General features: G+C 57.2%; 19 protein-coding genes and 1 tRNA gene. 6 read left to right on the top strand and 14 right to left on the bottom strand.

What is annotated here, in order from left to right; translation table 11 throughout:
* Positions 1-27: 27 nt before the first annotated feature.
* Entirely contained in the window at positions 28-483 is a 456-nt protein-coding gene (locus ARC85_RS09675) for a hypothetical protein (protein ID WP_153739884.1), read from the bottom strand.
* A gap of 24 nt (positions 484-507) precedes the next feature.
* Entirely contained in the window at positions 508-837 is a 330-nt protein-coding gene (locus ARC85_RS09670; RefSeq protein ID WP_011784955.1) for a hypothetical protein, read from the bottom strand.
* 158 nt (positions 838-995) lie between these two features.
* On the opposite strand from ARC85_RS09670, the gene ARC85_RS09665 reads away from it, so the two are divergent.
* The gene (locus ARC85_RS09665; RefSeq protein ID WP_153739883.1) at positions 996-2,237 is read left to right on the top strand and encodes a saccharopine dehydrogenase family protein; all 1,242 of its coding nucleotides are present in this window, start codon (positions 996-998) and stop codon (positions 2,235-2,237) included.
* On the opposite strand, the gene cydC is transcribed toward ARC85_RS09665, so the two are convergent.
* From cydC to ARC85_RS09645, 4 genes are read right to left on the bottom strand one after another with little or no spacing between them, the layout of a single operon-like run.
* Complete coding sequence (cydC, locus tag ARC85_RS09660) at positions 2,238-3,857, bottom strand: thiol reductant ABC exporter subunit CydC (RefSeq protein WP_278350620.1); 1,620 nt, start codon at positions 3,855-3,857, stop codon at positions 2,238-2,240.
* Positions 3,850-5,523, bottom strand: a complete 1,674-nt coding sequence (cydD, locus tag ARC85_RS09655) for a thiol reductant ABC exporter subunit CydD (RefSeq protein WP_153739881.1) — start codon at positions 5,521-5,523, stop codon at positions 3,850-3,852. The genes cydC and cydD overlap by 8 nt, the downstream gene beginning before the upstream one ends.
* Positions 5,524-6,525 (bottom strand): cytochrome d ubiquinol oxidase subunit II, encoded by a 1,002-nt coding sequence (gene cydB, locus ARC85_RS09650; RefSeq protein WP_014421447.1) that lies wholly within the window; start codon positions 6,523-6,525, stop codon positions 5,524-5,526.
* Between the two features lie 2 nt (positions 6,526-6,527).
* Positions 6,528-7,967, bottom strand: coding sequence for a cytochrome ubiquinol oxidase subunit I (locus tag ARC85_RS09645; RefSeq protein ID WP_153739880.1), 1,440 nt, complete (start codon positions 7,965-7,967; stop codon positions 6,528-6,530).
* Between the two features lie 184 nt (positions 7,968-8,151).
* On the opposite strand from ARC85_RS09645, the gene ARC85_RS09640 reads away from it, so the two are divergent.
* Positions 8,152-8,781: a class I SAM-dependent methyltransferase gene (locus ARC85_RS09640; protein ID WP_014421449.1), complete on the top strand. Its 630-nt coding sequence runs from the start codon at positions 8,152-8,154 to the stop codon at positions 8,779-8,781.
* 89 nt (positions 8,782-8,870) lie between these two features.
* Positions 8,871-8,957 (top strand) — tRNA-Leu (locus ARC85_RS09635).
* 1 nt (position 8,958) lies between these two features.
* On the opposite strand, the gene ARC85_RS09630 is transcribed toward ARC85_RS09635, so the two are convergent.
* The 3 genes from ARC85_RS09630 to ARC85_RS09620 form a co-directional block, all read right to left on the bottom strand.
* Positions 8,959-10,551: a diguanylate cyclase domain-containing protein gene (locus ARC85_RS09630; protein ID WP_278350619.1), complete on the bottom strand. Its 1,593-nt coding sequence runs from the start codon at positions 10,549-10,551 to the stop codon at positions 8,959-8,961.
* Positions 10,552-10,731: 180 nt separating this feature from the next.
* A complete protein-coding gene (locus ARC85_RS09625; protein ID WP_206852044.1) occupies positions 10,732-11,463 on the bottom strand; it encodes a THxN family PEP-CTERM protein in 732 nt (243 codons plus the stop codon).
* A gap of 196 nt (positions 11,464-11,659) precedes the next feature.
* Positions 11,660-11,809 carry a hypothetical protein gene (locus ARC85_RS09620; RefSeq protein WP_206852046.1) on the bottom strand — a complete coding sequence of 50 codons (150 nt, stop codon included), beginning with the start codon at positions 11,807-11,809 and terminating at the stop codon, positions 11,660-11,662.
* 148 nt (positions 11,810-11,957) lie between these two features.
* Here ARC85_RS09620 and ARC85_RS09615 point away from each other — a divergent pair, with 148 nt between their 5' ends.
* Positions 11,958-12,749, top strand: a complete 792-nt coding sequence (locus ARC85_RS09615) for an enoyl-CoA hydratase (RefSeq protein WP_228223603.1) — start codon at positions 11,958-11,960, stop codon at positions 12,747-12,749.
* Here ARC85_RS09615 and ARC85_RS09610 read toward each other — a convergent pair whose 3' ends face one another.
* From ARC85_RS09610 to ARC85_RS09600, 3 genes are read right to left on the bottom strand one after another with little or no spacing between them, the layout of a single operon-like run.
* Positions 12,750-13,244, bottom strand: coding sequence for a DUF192 domain-containing protein (locus tag ARC85_RS09610; RefSeq protein ID WP_011784941.1), 495 nt, complete (start codon positions 13,242-13,244; stop codon positions 12,750-12,752).
* On the bottom strand, positions 13,241-14,002 hold the full coding sequence (locus ARC85_RS09605) for an ABC transporter permease (RefSeq protein ID WP_011784940.1): 762 nt from the start codon (positions 14,000-14,002) through the stop codon (positions 13,241-13,243). The genes ARC85_RS09610 and ARC85_RS09605 overlap by 4 nt, the downstream gene beginning before the upstream one ends.
* Positions 14,003-14,035: 33 nt before the next feature.
* Positions 14,036-14,956 (bottom strand): ABC transporter ATP-binding protein, encoded by a 921-nt coding sequence (locus ARC85_RS09600; RefSeq protein WP_023010274.1) that lies wholly within the window; start codon positions 14,954-14,956, stop codon positions 14,036-14,038.
* Positions 14,957-15,056: 100 nt separating this feature from the next.
* Between ARC85_RS09600 and ARC85_RS09595 the strand changes: the two genes are divergently transcribed.
* Together ARC85_RS09595 and ARC85_RS09590 are read left to right on the top strand one after the other, a co-directional pair.
* Positions 15,057-15,539, top strand: coding sequence for a hypothetical protein (locus ARC85_RS09595; RefSeq protein ID WP_235853697.1), 483 nt, complete (start codon positions 15,057-15,059; stop codon positions 15,537-15,539).
* A 40-nt stretch (positions 15,540-15,579) separates the two neighbouring features.
* Positions 15,580-15,876 (top strand): hypothetical protein, encoded by a 297-nt coding sequence (locus tag ARC85_RS09590; RefSeq protein ID WP_022991245.1) that lies wholly within the window; start codon positions 15,580-15,582, stop codon positions 15,874-15,876.
* On the opposite strand, the gene ARC85_RS09585 is transcribed toward ARC85_RS09590, so the two are convergent.
* Complete coding sequence (locus ARC85_RS09585; protein WP_036148562.1) at positions 15,869-16,468, bottom strand: hypothetical protein; 600 nt, start codon at positions 16,466-16,468, stop codon at positions 15,869-15,871. The genes ARC85_RS09590 and ARC85_RS09585 overlap by 8 nt on opposite strands.
* 144 nt (positions 16,469-16,612) lie before the next feature.
* Entirely contained in the window at positions 16,613-18,079 is a 1,467-nt protein-coding gene (locus tag ARC85_RS09580; RefSeq protein WP_014421458.1) for a PhnE/PtxC family ABC transporter permease, read from the bottom strand.
* Positions 18,080-18,082 lie beyond the last annotated feature (3 nt).

The following is an 18,082-nucleotide window of genomic DNA, read 5'->3' as shown; positions in this document are numbered from 1 at the left end:
TCTGAAGTTTCAATAAAAGAAGGCGCCTCAGGGCGCCTTCTTTGTTTTTGAGACAATGCGCTTTTCCGCTTTGCCGATAATCAGCGTATCGGCAAGGATATGCAGTGCCCGGTTAGAGGTTCTCACCGCTTTGTACACCTGCTCGCTCTTCTGGTGGTGGGATTGCTTTATCCGGCGGGCGCTGTCCCGGAACTCATCGTCCCGGGAAAACAGGTCAATCAGGCCAAACGTGGTGTTGGCGATGGCTTTGTGGACTTTCTCGACTGCGGTCGCGCCGCCGGACACCGTTTCTTCCAGCAACCGGGCGCGGTTGCGAACCTCCATCAGGTCCATCCGGCTTTTCTGAATAGCGCTCAGGGCACCTATTCGATGGGCATTCAGGATTCTCAGGTCGCGCCGGTTACCATTGGACAGCCGGAATGCAGCGAACGACAGTATTGCGCTGCCGGCCAGACACATCAGGCTAACGATCAGTAACAGCATGGCAGGGCTCCTGTTGCTCTTGTACTAGCGATACTCAATGTGCATATCTACCTCAATGTCCCGCTCGTCCAGCTCCCGCTCCAGCTCTTTCATCACTTCCTGATAGACCATTTTCCGGGTCATTACTGGTAGGCGGTCGGCCAGCACCCGTCCGGTGCGGGATTCGCGTTTGGCCAAGGCGATCGGATCCCGTACCCGTAACGTAAGCACCAGCTCAGGATCCTGATGTGTGTCGCTGATATCCTCGCTTTCCAGCATTTGCTTGATCATCTTTCGCTGCTCAAGCACTTGCCAGACCAGCAGGGCGCTGAAAGCCAGAAGAAACAGGCTGATAATAATCAGAAAGACGCTCAAAGGGGCTCTCCTCCTTCAATGACTGGGCAGAGTGTGCCGCAGTCCACAGGACAAACGATTGGCCGGCCCGACGCCGGTTCACGAGTTCACGGGAAAGTAGCACCACAGAATAAACCTGTTACCATCCATTCATACATTCGTTTGAACAAGGACAGACCATGACAGACACCACCGCTGCGAACTATGACCTTGTCGTGTTCGGTGCCACCAGTTTCGTCGGCCAGATTCTGGCTCGCTACCTTCTGGAAAACTATGGTGCAGACAAGGAGGTCAAATGGGCCATTGCCGGCCGCTCCGAAGGAAAGCTGAACCAGCTCAAGTCGGATCTGGGGGCAGGCGCCGCATCACTACCGGTAATTCTGGCGGATGCAGCAGACGAGCCTGCGCTGCGCGATCTGTGCGGCCAGACGCGAGTGGTCATCTCAACCGTGGGCCCTTACGCTCTTTTCGGCGAAACTCTGGTAAAAGTCTGCGCAGAGACAGGTACGGACTATTGCGACCTCACTGGTGAAGTACAATGGATCCGTCGGATGATTGAGCGGTACGAGGCCAAGGCTAAAGAAAGCGGTGCACGGATTGTGCATTGCTGCGGCTTTGACTCGATTCCTTCCGATATGGGCGTTTGGTTCCTGCAGCAGCAATCGGAAGCAACCTTTGGCAAACCCTGCCAGGACGTGCGCATGAGGGTGAAAGTCGCCAAGGGCGGCCTTTCTGGCGGCACGGTGGCTTCCATGATCAACGTGGCCAAGGAAGCCGGAGCCGACCCCAAGTTGCGCAAGGAACTGGCCAATCCGTTCTCCATCTGCCCGCCGGAGCATCGCTCCGAGAAACGCCAGCCCAGCCTGAAATCTGCTGAGTTTGACAAGAACTTCAACGCCTGGCTGGCCCCGTTTGTGATGGGGGCCATCAACACCCGTGTGGTGCACCGCTCCAATGCGTTGCAGGGTGCCCGCTACGGCAAAGAGTTCACCTACGACGAAGCCATCATGACGGGCAAGGGCACCAAAGGCCGCCTGACCGCTTACGGTATGGTGGGTGCGCTGGGTGCGTTCTTCACCGCGTCCGCCATCAAGCCAACACGTTGGGTGGTGGAAAAGCTGGTACCCAAGCCCGGGGAGGGCCCAAGCCCGGACGATCAGGAGAAAGGTTTCTACGACCTGCGTTTCGTGGGCAAAACCACCGATGGCAAGACCATGATCACCAAGGTGACGGGCGATCGCGACCCGGGTTACGGCTCGACATCAAAAATGCTTGGTGAAGCCGGTCTGTGTCTGGCCTTTGATGTGAAAGAGGACGTCAAAGGTGGCTTCTGGACACCGGCCTCGGCGCTCGATGGCAAATTGCTCGAGCGCCTGCAGGCTAATGCCGGTCTGACGTTTGAAGTGGTCGAAACCCGCTGATCAACCCAGGTGCAGAATACGATCAGAGGGCAGCAGGGCGTCCGGCCCGTGTCCGAGACACACCACGGTGCGCCCCTGCAGCCAACGGCTGATCTGGGGCGAAATCCGTTTACGGGTTGCCTCGTCCACACCAGTGAAAGGCTCATCCAGAATCACCACGGGTGCCTGACTCAGTAAAACCCTGGCCAGCACCAGGCGCCGGGCCTCCCCGCCAGATAAACGGTTGCCGGCGCTGCCCAGCCAGGTACCCAATCCTTCAGCGTCCTGGGCGAACCGTTCCGCCAGTTCGACTATCTCCAGTACCCGCCACATATCACCGTCCCCGGCGTTGGGGTTTGCCAACTGAAGGTTCGCTTTCACGGTGTCTTCAAACACCACGGTCGCTTGCGTGAGGTAGGCGCAGGGCAGGGAATGACGTTCTCCCCGGCATGGCTCTGCCAGCCCGGCCAGGGTATCTGCCAGGGTGGATTTGCCACTGCCGGAGACGCCAACGATACCCACGGTGTCGCCCGGGCGAAGCGTCAGCGTGAAGTGGCTGAGTAAGGGCGAATAACCCGCGTAACCCACGGTGATATCGCAGGCCTGAAGAGAGAAGCCCTCCGGCAGTTCGCCAGCAGAACCAGCGGGTGATGCCGCGGCCCTTTCCAGACCGTGGTCGGAGTTCAGGCGGCGCGCAGCAGCACGAGTCGCTCCCAGTTTGCCAAAGGCATCCGGGAGCATGGCGTAGACTTCGGCCAGGCCCAGCAGGGCAATGGGCAGGAGAACCAGTACCGGGCCGCTCAGAGTGCCTTGCTCGAACAGGCGGAAGCCCAGCCACAAGGCTGCCACCGCCGCGACATTGATCAGCAGATGAGAGCCAGCCTGATGCCAGCCGGTTCGGCTGTCGATCCGGGCCTGATCCCTGGAAAGTTCTACGCTTCGACGCATCAGCCGGGCTGTGTGCTTACCCGTGCGGCCAGCGGCGGTAAGTTCCGCAAAGCCTTCAAGATGCTCAACCAGTTCGCCTCGCAGGCTTTCCTGCTGATCGCTCAACTGTCCGGAGGCAGCGTAAGTTCGTAGATACACCAGCCAGGTGGACAGGAGGAACGAAAGCGACAGAATCACCACCAGAATCAGCGCCACAACACCATCAAACAGTAACCACGCCATTGCGGCAAGCAGCAGGGTAACCACGGCTGCCAGGGCGGCGGGGGCAATCAGCCTGAGATAAAGCGTGTCCAGCGCATCGACATCGGCTGTGAGCCGGGAAAGCCACTGCGCGCCGGAACGGGAACTGCGCTCTGTTCGTGGCCGGGCCGCCAATCGGTCAAACAGGGCCACCCGAATATCGGTGAGTAGCTGCAGTACCGTGTTGTGGTTGTACACGCGTTCCAGATACCGGAACACCGTTCGGGACACCGCAAAAAAACGGATACCACCGCCCGGCACATAAAGATTGATGTAGGCCTGTATCCCTGCCGCCAGCAACAGGCCAACCAGCGCGGTTTCGGTCAGAAACCAGCCAGACAACGCTAGCAGACCGATACCGGAAAGCAGGGTGCCCAGTAGCAAGCCGGCACCAACCGTAAGGCGACTTTTGCGACGGAAAATCAGCGCCAGCCAGGGCTTCAGTTCAGGCATCGCGCACCTCGCCGTCATTCACTATCAATACGCGGTCTGCCAATGTCAGCAGCGCCTGATGATGGGTGGAGAACGCCAGTGTTTTGCCGGATTCGCTGAGTTTGTGCAGGGCCTCCAGAATGAACACCTCGCTGGTGGCATCCAGCCCGGCCGTCGGTTCATCCAGCAGAATCAGGGGATAGTCCGCCAGGAAGATACGGGCCAGGCTTAAACGGCGGGCCTGACCACCGGACAGCCCCAGACCATCCTCGGCAATGCGGCTGTGAATGCCGTCAGCCCGGCTGTCCACCAGCTCACCCAGGCCCACCTGTCGTAATGCATAGTCGATGGCAATATCCGTCGCATCGGGGGTGGTTAGCCGAAGGTTTTCGGCCCAGGTGCCCTGAATCCAGAAGCCCCGCTGGCCAAGCCATCCGAACGGCTGATTGCCCGGAGCCTCGCCGAATACTGACACAGCCCCTGCCTCTGACTGAATAAAGCCAGCCAGCAGATGCAAAAGGGTCGATTTGCCTCCACCAGAGGGTCCGGTAAGGGCGATCACCTGACCGGCCTTGATGCGGATATCCAGGTTATCGAAGATGACCGGGCCCTCGCCGTAACGGAGCGTGACCCCGGAGATCTGAATGCCTTGATTGCTAATGCTGTTGTCTGGCCGGATCGGCTCTGCGTTGTCGACAGACTGTTCCAGCCGGGCCAGAATCTCGGCACCGGCCCCCAGGGCGGCCGCCCGGTCGTGATAGTGCTGGGATAGCGTGCGCAAGGGCTGAAAGAACTCCGGGGCCAGCAGCAGGATAAGCAATCCGCTGAACAGCGTGAGTTCGTCGCTTGGGCCAAATTCGATATAACCCAGCAATCCGAAGCCGATATAGATGGCCAATACCGCAATCGCCACAGAGGCAAAGAATTCCAGTACCGCTGACGATAAAAATGCCACTTTCAGCGTTGTCATGGTGATCTTGCGGTACTGGTCGGAACGGGCTTCCAGCGTGCGGCTGGCCGCCTCGGTTTGCCCGAACAGTTGAAGCGTCGTCAGCCCTCGAACCTTATCCAGAAACTGGCCGGACAACCGGCTGACCGTTTCGAAATGCTGCTGGTTCAGCTTTTCTGCGCCCATGCCCACCAGGGCCATAAACAGCGGAATCAGCGGAGCAGAAAGCACCAGGAAAATACCCGCCAGCCAGTCCAGCCAGAACACCAGAACGAGGATGGCCAGGGGAATCACCACAGACAGAGTCATCTGCGGCAGAAAACGGGCGAAATAGCCGTGCAGCGCCTCCACGTGGTCCAGCCACTCGCGGGCCAGGGACGCAGCGGACGTATCCGCCAGATTAACCGGACCGGTGGCTTTCCAGTGATGATGCAGTTGCCGGCGGGCATCGCGCCGCACCTGCTCGCTGCAGCGGGCTGCAAAGCGGGTTTGCAGCCCCTGGCCTGCGGCCCGAATCACCAGAACCGCAAGCAGGGCCAGAAATACGGGCGTGAGTTCGGAAACCGGCGTTTTTTCAATCACACCCCGGTGAATCAGCCAGGCCAGCAACACCATTTGTACGATGGTCGCCAGCCCGGCAAGAACACCGGCCAGAACGGTTGCGGTGATCCAGCGCTGGCTGTTGCGGGCCAGACCCGATAGCCAGGCGCGGACCTTTAACCGGGCCGGATCCGCCACTCAGTGGTACCCTTCGCCTGCACGCACCTTGCCGCGGAATACCCAGTAGGTCCAGGCGGTGTAGGCCAGAACAATGGGAATGACGAACAGCAGGCCGAGCAGCAGGAACAGCTGGGACTCATAAGCGGAAGCCGCATCCCACAGGGTGTAGTTGGGCGGAACCACATACGGCCACTTGCTCACCACAAGTCCGAGGTAGGTAGTGATGAACAGGCCCATGGTGGCGACGAATGGCATACCTTCAAACCGGTTGCGTACCGAACGCCAGATCTGGAAAGCACACAGCAGGGTCAGGGCCGGCAGAATCCAGATCACGCTCAGATTGGAGAACCAGCGCTCCCGCACCATGTCGTCAACAAAGGGCGTCCATACGCTGATAATGCCAAACACCACCAACACGGCAATCAGCAGTGGTGCACTTACCCGGTAGGCCCACTCTTGCAGGCGCCCTTCAGTTTTCATAATCAGCCAGGTAGAACCCAGCAGGGCATAACCGGCCAGCATCCCCAGGCCTGTCAGCACGGTGAACGGGGTCAGCCAGTCCAGCGCGCCGCCAACGTAGGCGCCATTCACGGTATTGAAACCCTGGATGTAAGCCCCGACCACAGCACCCTGAGCGAATGCGGCAATGGTAGAGCCACCGGCAAACGACCAGTTCCACAGGTACCTTGAGGTACGAGCCTTGAATCGGAATTCAAACGCCACACCCCGGAAGATGAGCCCTGCCAGCAGCAGGAACACGCCAATGTAGAGTGCCGGCAGGAAGATGGAATACACCATCGGGAAGGCGGCCAACAGGCCGGCTCCGCCCAGCACCAGCCAGGTTTCGTTGCCGTCCCAGACCGGAGCCACCGAATTCATCATGGTGTCCCGGTCCTCTTCCGACGGAGCGAACGGGAACAGGATACCCACGCCCAGGTCAAAGCCGTCCATCAGCACATACATGATGATGCCGAAGCCGATAATGAATGCCCAGATGAGGGCGAGATCAAACAGTTCCATGGTCAGTGCCCTCCTTCGTTAGCCGGTTTTGCCTGATGAACGCCGTGTGAGCCAGATTCAATCTCGAACGGCACATGGGCCGCAGAGAGCGGACGGGCAGGGCGATCAGAGGCGTGCTCTTCGTCGTCAGCATCTTCAAGACCAACGTAAAGCACCCGCATGAGGTAATACACGCCGGCACTGAACACCAGGGCATAGACAACGATATAGCCGATCAACGTGAACAGCGCCATGCCGCCGGTAAGCGAGGGCGTTACCGATTCGGCCTGGGTCATCATGCCGTACACCAGCCAGGGTGCCCGGCCTACCTCGGTCACAAACCAGCCGGTAAGCACGGCAAAGAAGGGCGCGATACTCATAAAGCGCATCCCCTGAAGATACCAGCGGGTCTTGTAAAGCCGGCCACCCGCGCGCAGAAACAGGCCTGCGAGCGCAAACAGAATCATCAGGACACCAATGCCGACCATGATCCGGAAGGACCAGAACACAATCGCCACCGGTGGTTGCTCTTCGACCGCCACTTCATTCAGACCCGGCACTTCGCCATCCCACTCGTGGGTAAGAATCAGGCTGGCCAGGCTGGGAATGCCAATCTCGAAATGGTTGGTCTGGTTTTCCTGGTCGGGAATGGCAAACAGCAACAGCGGCACATTGCGGGAGGTTTCCCAGTTGCCTTCCATAGCCGCGACTTTGGTGGGCTGATGTTCCAGAGTATTCAGTCCATGGAAGTCACCTACAACCGCCTGGGCCGGGGCAATGAACAGCAGCAACCAGAGGCACATGGAGAGTGCCTTGCGATTGGCTTCCACCTCACGCCCCCGCAACAGATACCAGGCACTGACACCCGCCACCACAAATCCACCGGTAAGGAAGGACGCCAGGGCCATGTGCATAAAGCGATACGGGAAGGACGGGTTGAAGATAGCCTCGCTCCAGGAGACCACATGGAACACGCCCTCACGGAATTCGACACCGGCCGGTGTCTGCATCCAACTGTTGGCTGCGAGAATCCAGAAGGACGAGATAAAGGTGCCGGTGGCGACCATGATGGCGGCGAACAGATGAACGCCGGCGGGTACCTTGTCGCGGCCAAACAGCAGCACCCCCAGGAACGCCGCCTCCAGGAAGAATGCGGTGATCACCTCATAACTCAGGATGGGGCCGAGGAAGTTGGCCGAGGCCTGAGAGAACGCGCTCCAGTTGGTACCGAACTGGAATGACATCACAATGCCCGAGACCACGCCCATGCCAAAGACCACAGCGAAGACCTTGGTCCAGAAGCTCGACAGTTTGGTCCACACCGGATTACGGGTTTTGAAGGCGAGGCCCTCAAGTACCGCGATGTAGGAGGCTAGCCCGATGGTAAACACCGGAAAAATGGCGTGAAATGACACCACAAACGCGAACTGGATTCGCGATAGGATGAGAGGATCTAGTTCCATAGGAACCTCCGGTAACTCGCACAAGTCATAACAAACGGGTCAGCGAACCCGTTCAGCCGCTGCCATAGTTTATTTTGTTATGTTGTTATTACCGGCAGATGATTACGATGCTACGCAAATCGTAGCAGATTTCGATAGGGCAGTTTGTCGCACCCCTTGATATAAAACAATTATGGTGAGCCAGATGAGCTTTTACGAGGAACGAATTCTCCCCCACATCATAGACAAGGCCTGTTCCATGGGCCAGGTGATGAAGCTGCGCAGCCAGGTGGTTCCGCAGGCCCGGGGCCGGGTACTGGAAGTGGGCATGGGCTCTGGCATCAATCTGGAGTTCTACAACCAGGACCAGGTTGAGCTGGTTTACGGCCTGGAACCCTCAGAAGGCATGCGCCGAAAAGCGCTACCCAACCTGCAACGTTCCCCCATAAAAGTAGAGTGGCTGGATCTGCCGGGGGAGAAAATACCCCTGGAGGACAACAGCGTGGACACCGTGCTGCTGACCTTCACCCTATGCACCATCCCTGACTGGCACGCCGCGCTGCAGCAAATGAAACGCGTACTCAGGCCGGGTGGCAATCTGTTGTTCCTGGAGCATGGCGAATCCCCCCACGATGGCACCCGCAAATGGCAACATCGAATCACACCTGGCTGGCGCAAGCTGGCCGGTGGCTGCCACCTGAACCGCCATATAGCGGACCTGATCAGGGAAGCGGGTTTCGAAATCCTGGAGCTGGAAAACCTCTACATCCCCAAAGCGCCCAAAATCGCGGGTTACATCTACAAGGGCAGGGCGATCAAGCCGGTGGCGGCATAGAAAGCGTATTGAAGAGCGGTTGGGAAACAGAATTGCGTTACGTCATCGGCCCTTATACAATTCCGCCCTTCAAGAATCTCCCCTCCGAAGCCCGGATGGTGAAATTGGTAGACACAAGAGACTTAAAATCTCTCGGCCGCAAGGCCGTGCCGGTTCGATTCCGGCTCCGGGCACCATTCAGTCTGAACTCTGAATCACCGTGGCAGCGTAGCGTTTTATTCGATCCCGGCCTTCTGCTTTGGCTTGGTAGAGAGCCTCATCGGCTCTGCGCATCAGCATTTCCGGGCCGAGTCCCCTGACATTGGCGGTTGATGCCACGCCAACACTCACTGTGACCACCGGCGCCACTGGCGAATTGGGGTGTGGAATCCGTAGCTGTTTGATGAGTTTTCTGAGGCGCTCTGCATCCTGTTCCGCGTCTTCGACGGATTGCCCGGGTAAAAGAATACTGAATTCCTCTCCGCCGGTTCGCGCCACCACAAAGCCCGGTTGCTCGAAGCATTCCTTCATCTGGTTGGCCAGGGATACCAGGCAATCGTCACCCATCTGGTGCCCGAAATGGTCGTTATAGAGCTTGAAATGGTCGATATCGAGCATTAACACTGACACTAACTGGCTCTGCGAAAGGGCTTGTGCCAGTTTTTCGTCGTACAGACGACGATTGGCAAGCCCGGTCAGTGGATCCTGATGAGAAAGCTTGACCAGGTTGCTGGTGCGGGTTTTCTGTGCCGCCAACAATCGCTGGAAGTTACGAGCGAGACTTCCAATTTCATCACGACGGGTTTTAAGGGCGCGTGGAACCGCCTGAAACTGAGCGGGCTGTTCCCAGAATGTGTCTCTTCGGGTTTTACGGGTGAAACCTGTCAACTGCTTTAGCGGGCGGATGACCTGGACCCACAATAAGCTGAGAACCACCAGAAGGGCGCCTAATAACAGGAGGACGGTCCAGGCCATGGTGTATCTGAATGCGCTTCGATAGTGATTGGTTTGCTCCCGGGGCAGGTCAGTGGTAATCAGCAGAGCTTCAGTCCCTCGCTGGGGTTCGATACGTTTCTGTGCTGTGAGGACAGTTTCCTGACGACTGGTGACAGGTTCATTCAGCCGTTGAGCCTCTGTCGCCACCGTATTGATGTCGATTACCAATCCAGTTTGTCGTTCAAGTGTTTCAACGAGCCGCTCGTCGATCAGACGGACCATGGCAATCAGTCCCATGGAAGGCCCGGTTCGGTCGGTTCTGAGAATAGGCTCGGCACTGATCAGTGAGGGGGTGTCGCCTGTCCCCGTGTCTATCAGGCGATATCCTTGTTGGAAATCAAAGGCGTCGAAGCCCCGGATAAAGCGTCCGGCCCACTCGCAATTGTCGGAAAGGGAGGAGCAGGTCCTGTATTCACCTGTTGCAGGATCCAGCCCTGCGACCCATCTGATGCTCGCCTGAATATCAATGAAGACCATCAACTGCACGTTAATGTCTTCGAACATCTCAGCGCTGAAATGAGAGGACGTATAGTTGGCCTGTTGTCCCTGAATGAACGCGTAGCTGTCATCCCAGTTAGCCCAGTCTCTGGTTATTGCAGCCAGCCCGTCATGATTGTCTTCCATAGCCAGGACGATCCTGTCGAGCTCCTTCTCCGCCAGTCGCGATTCTGCGGTGAGCAATGATGGGATAACAAAGGTTCGTTCCCAGATAACCAAGGCAAACAAAGACACCAGCAACAGGGCGGATAGTGAGAGTAGAAAGCGCCCAATCAGCGAGCGTGCGAACCTGATCATGGGCGATTGGGGTCTCCGGGTAGTTCAGTATTGCAATAAATGTACTTTAGACCATGTTGTGGCAATCAGCGTTGTCTGAACAGTATGTAATGTCCGCATAACACAAGACTTTACATCCGGGAGACGCCAGCCCCGTCATAAAACAGCAATGGGTGGGGCTGGCTGGACGGCGCTCCGGGCTTAGGCTGAACGGCTGCGGCGGCGCGCAGCCAGGCCAGCCAGACCTAGACCAAGGAGTGCGAGGGTAGAAGGCTCCGGTACAGACACCGGGCGCGAAGTAATAATACCTTTGAGCGTAGCGCTGTTGTCGTAGTATTCCTTGGTCCAGAATTCGCTGGCCAGAGCGCCATCGAAAAAGAACCCGGATATGTCGACGAAGTAGTTCACGCCGTCAATCAGAAAGGAATCTGAGGCCCCCACATTCAGGGCGAAGGTTACCCGGTCGGCGCAGCCGTTTACATTGACACCTGATCCGTTCGCCTGGCCGTTAGCACAGGGATTGCTGCCATTGGGTGTCTCCCAGTGCTCGAACTCGAAAATCGATGACACAGTTTCGGAGATGCCGTCGATCAGTAAGGTGGTCTCTACCGTGAGTGATGCGTTGCTCAGAGAGGTGCCAGTGATCGGGTAATTGAAATGAGTGAACGTGCCAAGATCGAAATCAATGTTCTCGTTTACATTGACGGCGGGCGGAGCTGACCCGTCAAACCGGTACCCGCTTTGCTGATTTTGCTGATTGGCGGGCGTACCCCAGCGGATTTCATTGGTACCGCCTCCTGAAACAGCGGGGCCACTTGGATTGGTGGTAGTCCAAAGACCGCTAACGCCAGTGAGCTGGATAACGGCAGCTTGTGCTGAGCCTGCGGCAAACAGGGCCACGGCGGCGCTGGCGATCAATAGTTTCTTATTCATTGGTGACACTCCCTGTGGGCTTCGTCATTTGTTTACCGTCGCTCGAAGGTGTAATCCCTGAGCTCCGTGAGACAATCAGCAATGGGAGTGCCTGATCTTAAAAACTGTCGGTTTAACAATGTGAAAGAAGTGTCATCTATGTGATTGGGTGATATTTGATCAGTTGCATTGTAAAGAAAACGGACATACCCAGAGGTTAACGGTCCGGGTTGTCCTGTTCTGGCAGGGGTTCAATGCTGTTGATGTCGCCGGTGGGGACGGCCGGTTCGTCTTTGATAATCACGACGATACCGCCAACGATAATGGCAAGACCAACAATGGCTTTGAGCAACGTTGAGCGAGACATGCATCACCTCCTGTGTCGGGTACATGTTATTACCCTGAGGGCGTTTCGCGGCATTGCAACCATACGCCGAAGGTCGGTTCGACAGAGACGGCGGCGTTGGGAATACTGACACAAAGAAATCACCGATAAAAACCAAGGGGAGTGTTGTATGACGGCGGCATCTGATGAATTGGTGCGACTGCACGCTGAAAACGGTGTGGCCACAGTAACCCTGAATCAGCCGGAGCGGCGTAACAGTCTTTCAATGGCCCTGCTGGAAGCGCTTTCAGAGGTGCTTGAGCAGATTGCCGGGGACGGTAATGTGCGCGTAGTGGTACTTGCCGCTGCCGGCAAGGTGTTCTGTGCCGGACACGATCTTCGTGAAATGCGCGAGCAGTTCGACAGCCACGATTTCCAGTTGCGGCTTTTCAGGCAATGCAGCAAGGTGATGCAGCAGATTGTGAACCTGCCAAAACCGGTGATTGCCCGGGTTGCTGGCGTAGCGACGGCGGCAGGCTGTCAGCTGGTTGCCAGTTGCGACCTGGCAGTGGCCGAGAAGGGTGCCCGTTTTGCTACGCCAGGTGTGAACATTGGCCTTTTCTGTTCAACGCCCATGGTGGCTCTGTCCCGCAATGTCAGCCGCAAGCATGCCATGGAGATGCTCTTGACCGGTGAGTTGATTGATGCGGCCCGGGCAGAACAGATCGGGCTGATTAATCGAGCGGTCGAGCCGGAAGCTCTGGATGAGACCGTGTACGGCATGGCAACCACCATCGCAGCAAAGTCCGGGCATACCCTGAAAATTGGTAAAGAGGCGTTCTACAAGCAGCTGGAAATGCCGCTGGCCCATGCCTATGACTACACGGCGAATGTGATGGCGGAAAACATGCAAGCGAACGATGCCCGGGAGGGTATTTCTGCGTTTCTGGATAAGCGGGACCCAGACTGGCAACACAAGTAATCAGCGGTTGCAGAAGGCCGGCTGGTCTCGGACCAGTCGGTCTCCTGCTTCGATTTGCCGGCTGTTGAAATAACCCGCGTTCATTTCCACGGCGCGCCAGTAGGAGACGCCTGCGGGGTAGCTGGGGCAATCGTTGCTACGAGATGATGCACAAGGGTGCATCTGGCGAATGCTGACGATCACTCCCTCGTTGTCCAGAAAGGCAATATCCAGCGGTAGAAGGGTCTGGTACATCCAGAAGCCTTGCTCCGGGCTTCTCTCATAATCGTAGATGAACAGCATGCCGGCGTTTTCTGCCAGAGCTTCCCGGCCCATGAGGCCTTTCTGTCGGTCTTTGCTGTCACTCGCCACTTCCAGCACCACTGGATGTCGCGCTGTCTCTGTGACGAAACAGGCCTGGGCCACCGGGAGGTGCCCGGAATCTTTGGCCCCTGCCGAGCCACAGCTTGCAAGCAGGGTACTCACAACCAGCAGGGAGAAAAAACGAGTCATCATGAACGCAGACGGTAGCCGGTTTTGAAGATCCACCAGACGGCGGTCATACACATGGTCAGGAATACCATGGTCATGCCTACACTAATGCCCACGTGCACATCGGAAACCCCATAGAAGGCCCACCGGAAGCCGCTGATCAGGTACACCACCGGATTAAAAAGGCTGATGGTTTGCCAGATCTCGGGCAGCATCTCGATGGAATAGAAGGTGCCGCCCAGGAACACCAGTGGCGTCACAATCATCATTGGCACAATCTGCAGCTTCTCGAAGCCATCCGCCCAGATACCGATGATGAAGCCGAACAGGCTGAAGGTCATGGCTGTAAGCACCAGGAACGAAAACATCCAGAAAGGATGGAGTATTGAGTAGTCAACGAACAGCTTCGCGGTGGCCAGAATGATCAGACCCAATATCACGGCCTTGGTGGTTGCGGCCCCCACATAACCCAGCACGATTTCCACGTAGGATACCGGCGCAGACAGCACTTCATAGATGGTACCGGAGAATTTCGGCATGTAGATGCCGAAGGAGGCGTTGGAGATGCTCTGCATCAGCAGTGACAGCATCACCAGGCCGGGAATGATGTAGGCCCCGTAGCTGATGTTGTCGATGTCGCCCATGCGGGATCCGATGGCCGAGCCGAATACCACAAAGTACAGGCAGGTGGAGATAACGGGCGACAGCACGCTTTGCATGACCGTGCGTTTCATGCGTGCCATCTCGAACTTGTAGATTGCTTTAACACCGTAAAGATTCATTGTTCTCTCCGTGCGGACCGTTCGGGCGGGTGGCTACTCGTGCACCAGGCCCACGAATATCTCTTCCAGGGAACTCTCCCGGGTTTGCAGATCACGGTACTCAATGTCCAGATCTCCCAGGGTGCGTAGCAGTCGGGCCACGCCGGCCTGTTGTTGCTGAGAGTCGAAGGTATAGATCAGCTCGTAGCCGTCTTCCGAAAGTTCGATTGGCTCCAGGGTGAGTTCCCCGGGCAGCTTATCCAGTTTTTGCTGAAGCTGCAGGCGAAGTTCTTTCTTGCCCAGCTTGGACATCAGGCGGTTCTTGTCTTCCACCAGAATGATCTCGCCCTGGCGGATAACGCCGATGCGGTCGGCCATTTCTTCCGCTTCTTCAATGTAGTGGGTGGTCAGAATGATGGTGGTGCCGTTCTCGCGGAGTTTGCGCACCATCTCCCACATGTCACGCCGTAGTTCCACATCCACTCCGGCGGTAGGTTCATCCAGGAACAGAATGCGCGGTTCGTGGGACAGCGCCTTGGCGATCATCACCCGGCGTTTCATACCGCCAGACAGTGACATGATGCGGTTGTTGCGCTTGTCCCAGAGGGACAGGTCTTTCAGAACCTTTTCGATATGGGCAGGCCTGGGTGCCTTGCCGAACAGACCGCGACTGAAGGATACCGCATCCCAAACGGTTTCAAAGGAGTCGGTATTAAGCTCCTGCGGTACCAGGCCGATGGCCTCCCGGGCTTTGCGGTATTGCTTGACGATGTCGTGGCCGGCGGCTTTGACCTCGCCATCGCTCTTGTTGACGATGCCGCAGATGATAGAGATCAGGGTGGTTTTACCAGCACCGTTGGGGCCGAGCAGCGCGAAGATCTCGCCGGGGTAGATTTCCAGGTTGACGTCTTTGAGGGCCTGGAAGCCATCTTCGTAGATCTTGTTCAGGTGCTTAACGGATATGTCCGGTTGCACGGGCGTGTCCTGTTCTGTTGGTGGTAGACCAGAAAGCCGCACATTTTCTCATGCTGGCAGCAGTTTAGAAACCTTTGCTATGTCCGGAATTATCCCCATAATGCCGGTTTCAGATCTGGTTGTGAGGCAGGGTATGGTACGAACCATCGTGGTTCCGGGTTTAGTGTTGGCTGCAATTGGGGCTTTGGTGTTTGGCCCACAGTGGCTGGAAACCGCCGGCACCCCCGAGGAACGGCCAGAATGCGACCTGCTTTCCCGTGCCTGCACCTGGGAGACCGACGAAGGCGCCTGGCGAGTGGAACTCAGCACGCTCGAAGAAGGCGATCAGGGCATGGAATACCGGCTGGCGATTACCGTACCGGAAGCGCCGGACCGTTTTCTGGCGGTGCTGAGAGGGCAGTCCATGTATATGGGCGAATATCCGGTACCCATGGAGCGCCAGGAGCCCCTGAGCTATCAGGCAACCTTTACAGCTCCGTTCTGCACGACGGGTGCGGAGATGATCTGGCGCATTGACCTGCAGGATGGCCAGAAAGTATTGGAAAATGTGCCCTGGGCACTGGTGTTCCGGGCTGAGAAATAGTTAAATCCCGTCAAATTTCGATGACTTCCAGGGAACAGTGATGGATTACGGGGAAAGCGTTCAGAAGGTGCTATTGCGGAAAATTCGCAAGGCCGAGCAGGATCTAGTTCAGCTCAAGCTGGATTACTGTCGCTTCGTGTTCGGGCTGACCCACCGGGCTACGGTTTCAGCCAATGGCCAGTCCTGGGTAGTGCGGGCGGTGGATGTGGAATCCATGACTTACACCGATGATGGCGAATTCACCAAACCTGCAATTACCGGGTCACCTGCCAACGATGATTCCTGCCGGGAGGCCGTTAACCTGGGCAGCGACTGGACTCTCGAAACCGCTAAATAAACGCGTTACTGGTCACCGCCTCATAGAGGCTCGAGTTGGCAGGCACATAATGGTTGGCTTGCCAGAATTCCGCACCTTCCAGCCCGGCACGGTAACACGCCATCAGCACGCTGCTACCGGTAAGCGTCGAAATAGCCTGCAGCGCCTCTGGCTGCCGAATACCCGTCTTTCGGCTGACAATGCCCGCAACCATACCTGCCAGCGCCTCAGAGTGGCGAACGGGTTTCGGGCTCAGGGCGCAGCTGGCACCGTAGAGCCAGGCGGCAGCATAAGTACGAACCGCCTCTGGCGATTCTGACAGTACCAGGCCTTTCACCCGGCAATCCCGCTCCTGCAATCCCGCCAAAATGTGCAATTGGGTAAAGAGTTCAGTTCGATCCGGTGCCGTCATGCCTTTGTAGCGACGCGCTTCATTGCCCGAACTGGCGACCCTGCGCGCGGAACTCCCGGAATTATCGGCTTGCGGATCGGCGCCTGCGGCACCGGCTGGAACAAAGGATTCTGTCCGGGACAGGGTAAGCACCCGCGCGGCTAACAGCGCCAGCAGGGCAATCAGCCCCAGTTCTGTCATTGTGACCAATCCATTGACCATCGTGGTATTCCTCTGAAAACGGAGCGACAAGCTGAATCATTGAGTGATTGTAACGTTGTGTAACCGGTAGGGCAGTGGGCAAACCCTGAAAATGGCACTGAAGACCGGTTTAGCTTTGAAAAATGTGATGCCAGTCCCAGGGGATCAGCAGGTGGGCATGGTCTGAAGGGCCAGTTTGCGACGAATGAAACGGCCCAGGGCGTCGACACCAATGTTCAGCAGAGCGGTAATCAAAATCAGCACCATGGCACGATCAAAACGAATATTCTGAATGGCACTGTCGACGTAAAAGCCGAGAGTGTAGATGCCAAGGATGCCCAGTATCGCCGTTTCGCGCATGATGATTTCCCAGCGGTAGAACAGGAATGCCAGGAATGAGCGGTAGATGCGGGGCACCAGTTCCCAGCTGTAGCGGGAAAAACCCACCGGAGCGTCCGGGCGCAGGTGAATGGTGTTGGTCTGCCGGCCTATCAGGTGGCCGATAATGCCACCGTTGTGCAGGGCCAGAGCCACCACGGCCGGCAGCATGGAAGGCCCCCACAGCTGCAGCAGAATATAGGCAAGAATGTATTCCGGTGTGGATCGGGCGATCACCAGAAACACATGGCCGGAGGTACGCCGCACCGGGCCACCGAAATGATTCGAGATCAGGGGGAAGGCCAGCAGGGACAGAATGCCGGTGGCTACCAGCGCTATCTGGGTTAAGACCACGGTGTTCCAGATGCCTGGCAGCGCTTCCGTTATCATTACATCGGATAACCACGCCCAGATAGCCGCAAGCCCTTCGCCATCCCGGATCGGTGAAGGAATGATATCCTCCGTAAAGAAGCGCTCCACGTTGCCCCAGACAATGGGCAGACCGTCCCCAAGAAAAAAGGGCGCTGCAAGAATATAGATCGGCAGTAGTTTGGGGCGAACCCATAAGGGCATGGTGGCGATCAGCACATAGAACAGAATCAGCATGGCGCCGGCATCTGAGTACAGACCCTGGGAGAACGAGGATTCCAGGTAGAAACCCAGAGTCGGAAGACCCACAAAGCCCAGTATGGCAGAGGAACGCAGGCCACACTCGAGTCGGTAGGCCGTATAGGTGCGCATCTGAACCCAGCAATCAGGGATACGGGCATACAGAAAGGCGGCAATGGATGAGGTTCCCGGTGGCAGCAGACGGCCCGGTTCCTGGTCTGCCTCTTCCAGGATTTCCGAATAGACCTTGGCGAAGATGCCGGAATAGGGAATGGCAATGGCCAGCACACCCGTGAGCGGGTGGAAACCGAAAAACTGGAGAAAGATCAGCGCCCAGAACAGCTCATGGATGGCGCGGATAAAAGCGCAGAAGATTCGTACTGGCAGAAAGCGGTACACCAGCGCCAGCAGGAAGCCGCAGATACTCCCGAGGGTTACACCCACAAAGGCAAAAGCTACGGTCCGCAGCAGGGCAGTGAGCAAGCCTTCGGTACTGAAAAAATTGGGTGTGGCTACGCCCAGGAAGAACCGGCCAAGGTCCTGCCAGGGGTTGGCAGTGGTGATGGCAATGTCCGCAACCAACAGCCCGAGCAACGCAACGGCAAGAAAGATAAGGCTGGCTCGTACGGTCGGATAGGCGAACATGCT

Source organism: Marinobacter sp. tcs-11 (genome assembly GCF_002049515.1).
Taxonomy (GTDB): Bacteria; Pseudomonadota; Gammaproteobacteria; order Pseudomonadales; family Oleiphilaceae; genus Marinobacter; species Marinobacter nauticus.
Note: the sequence above shows the minus strand (reverse complement) of the source record. Positions and strands in the feature narration are given on the sequence as shown.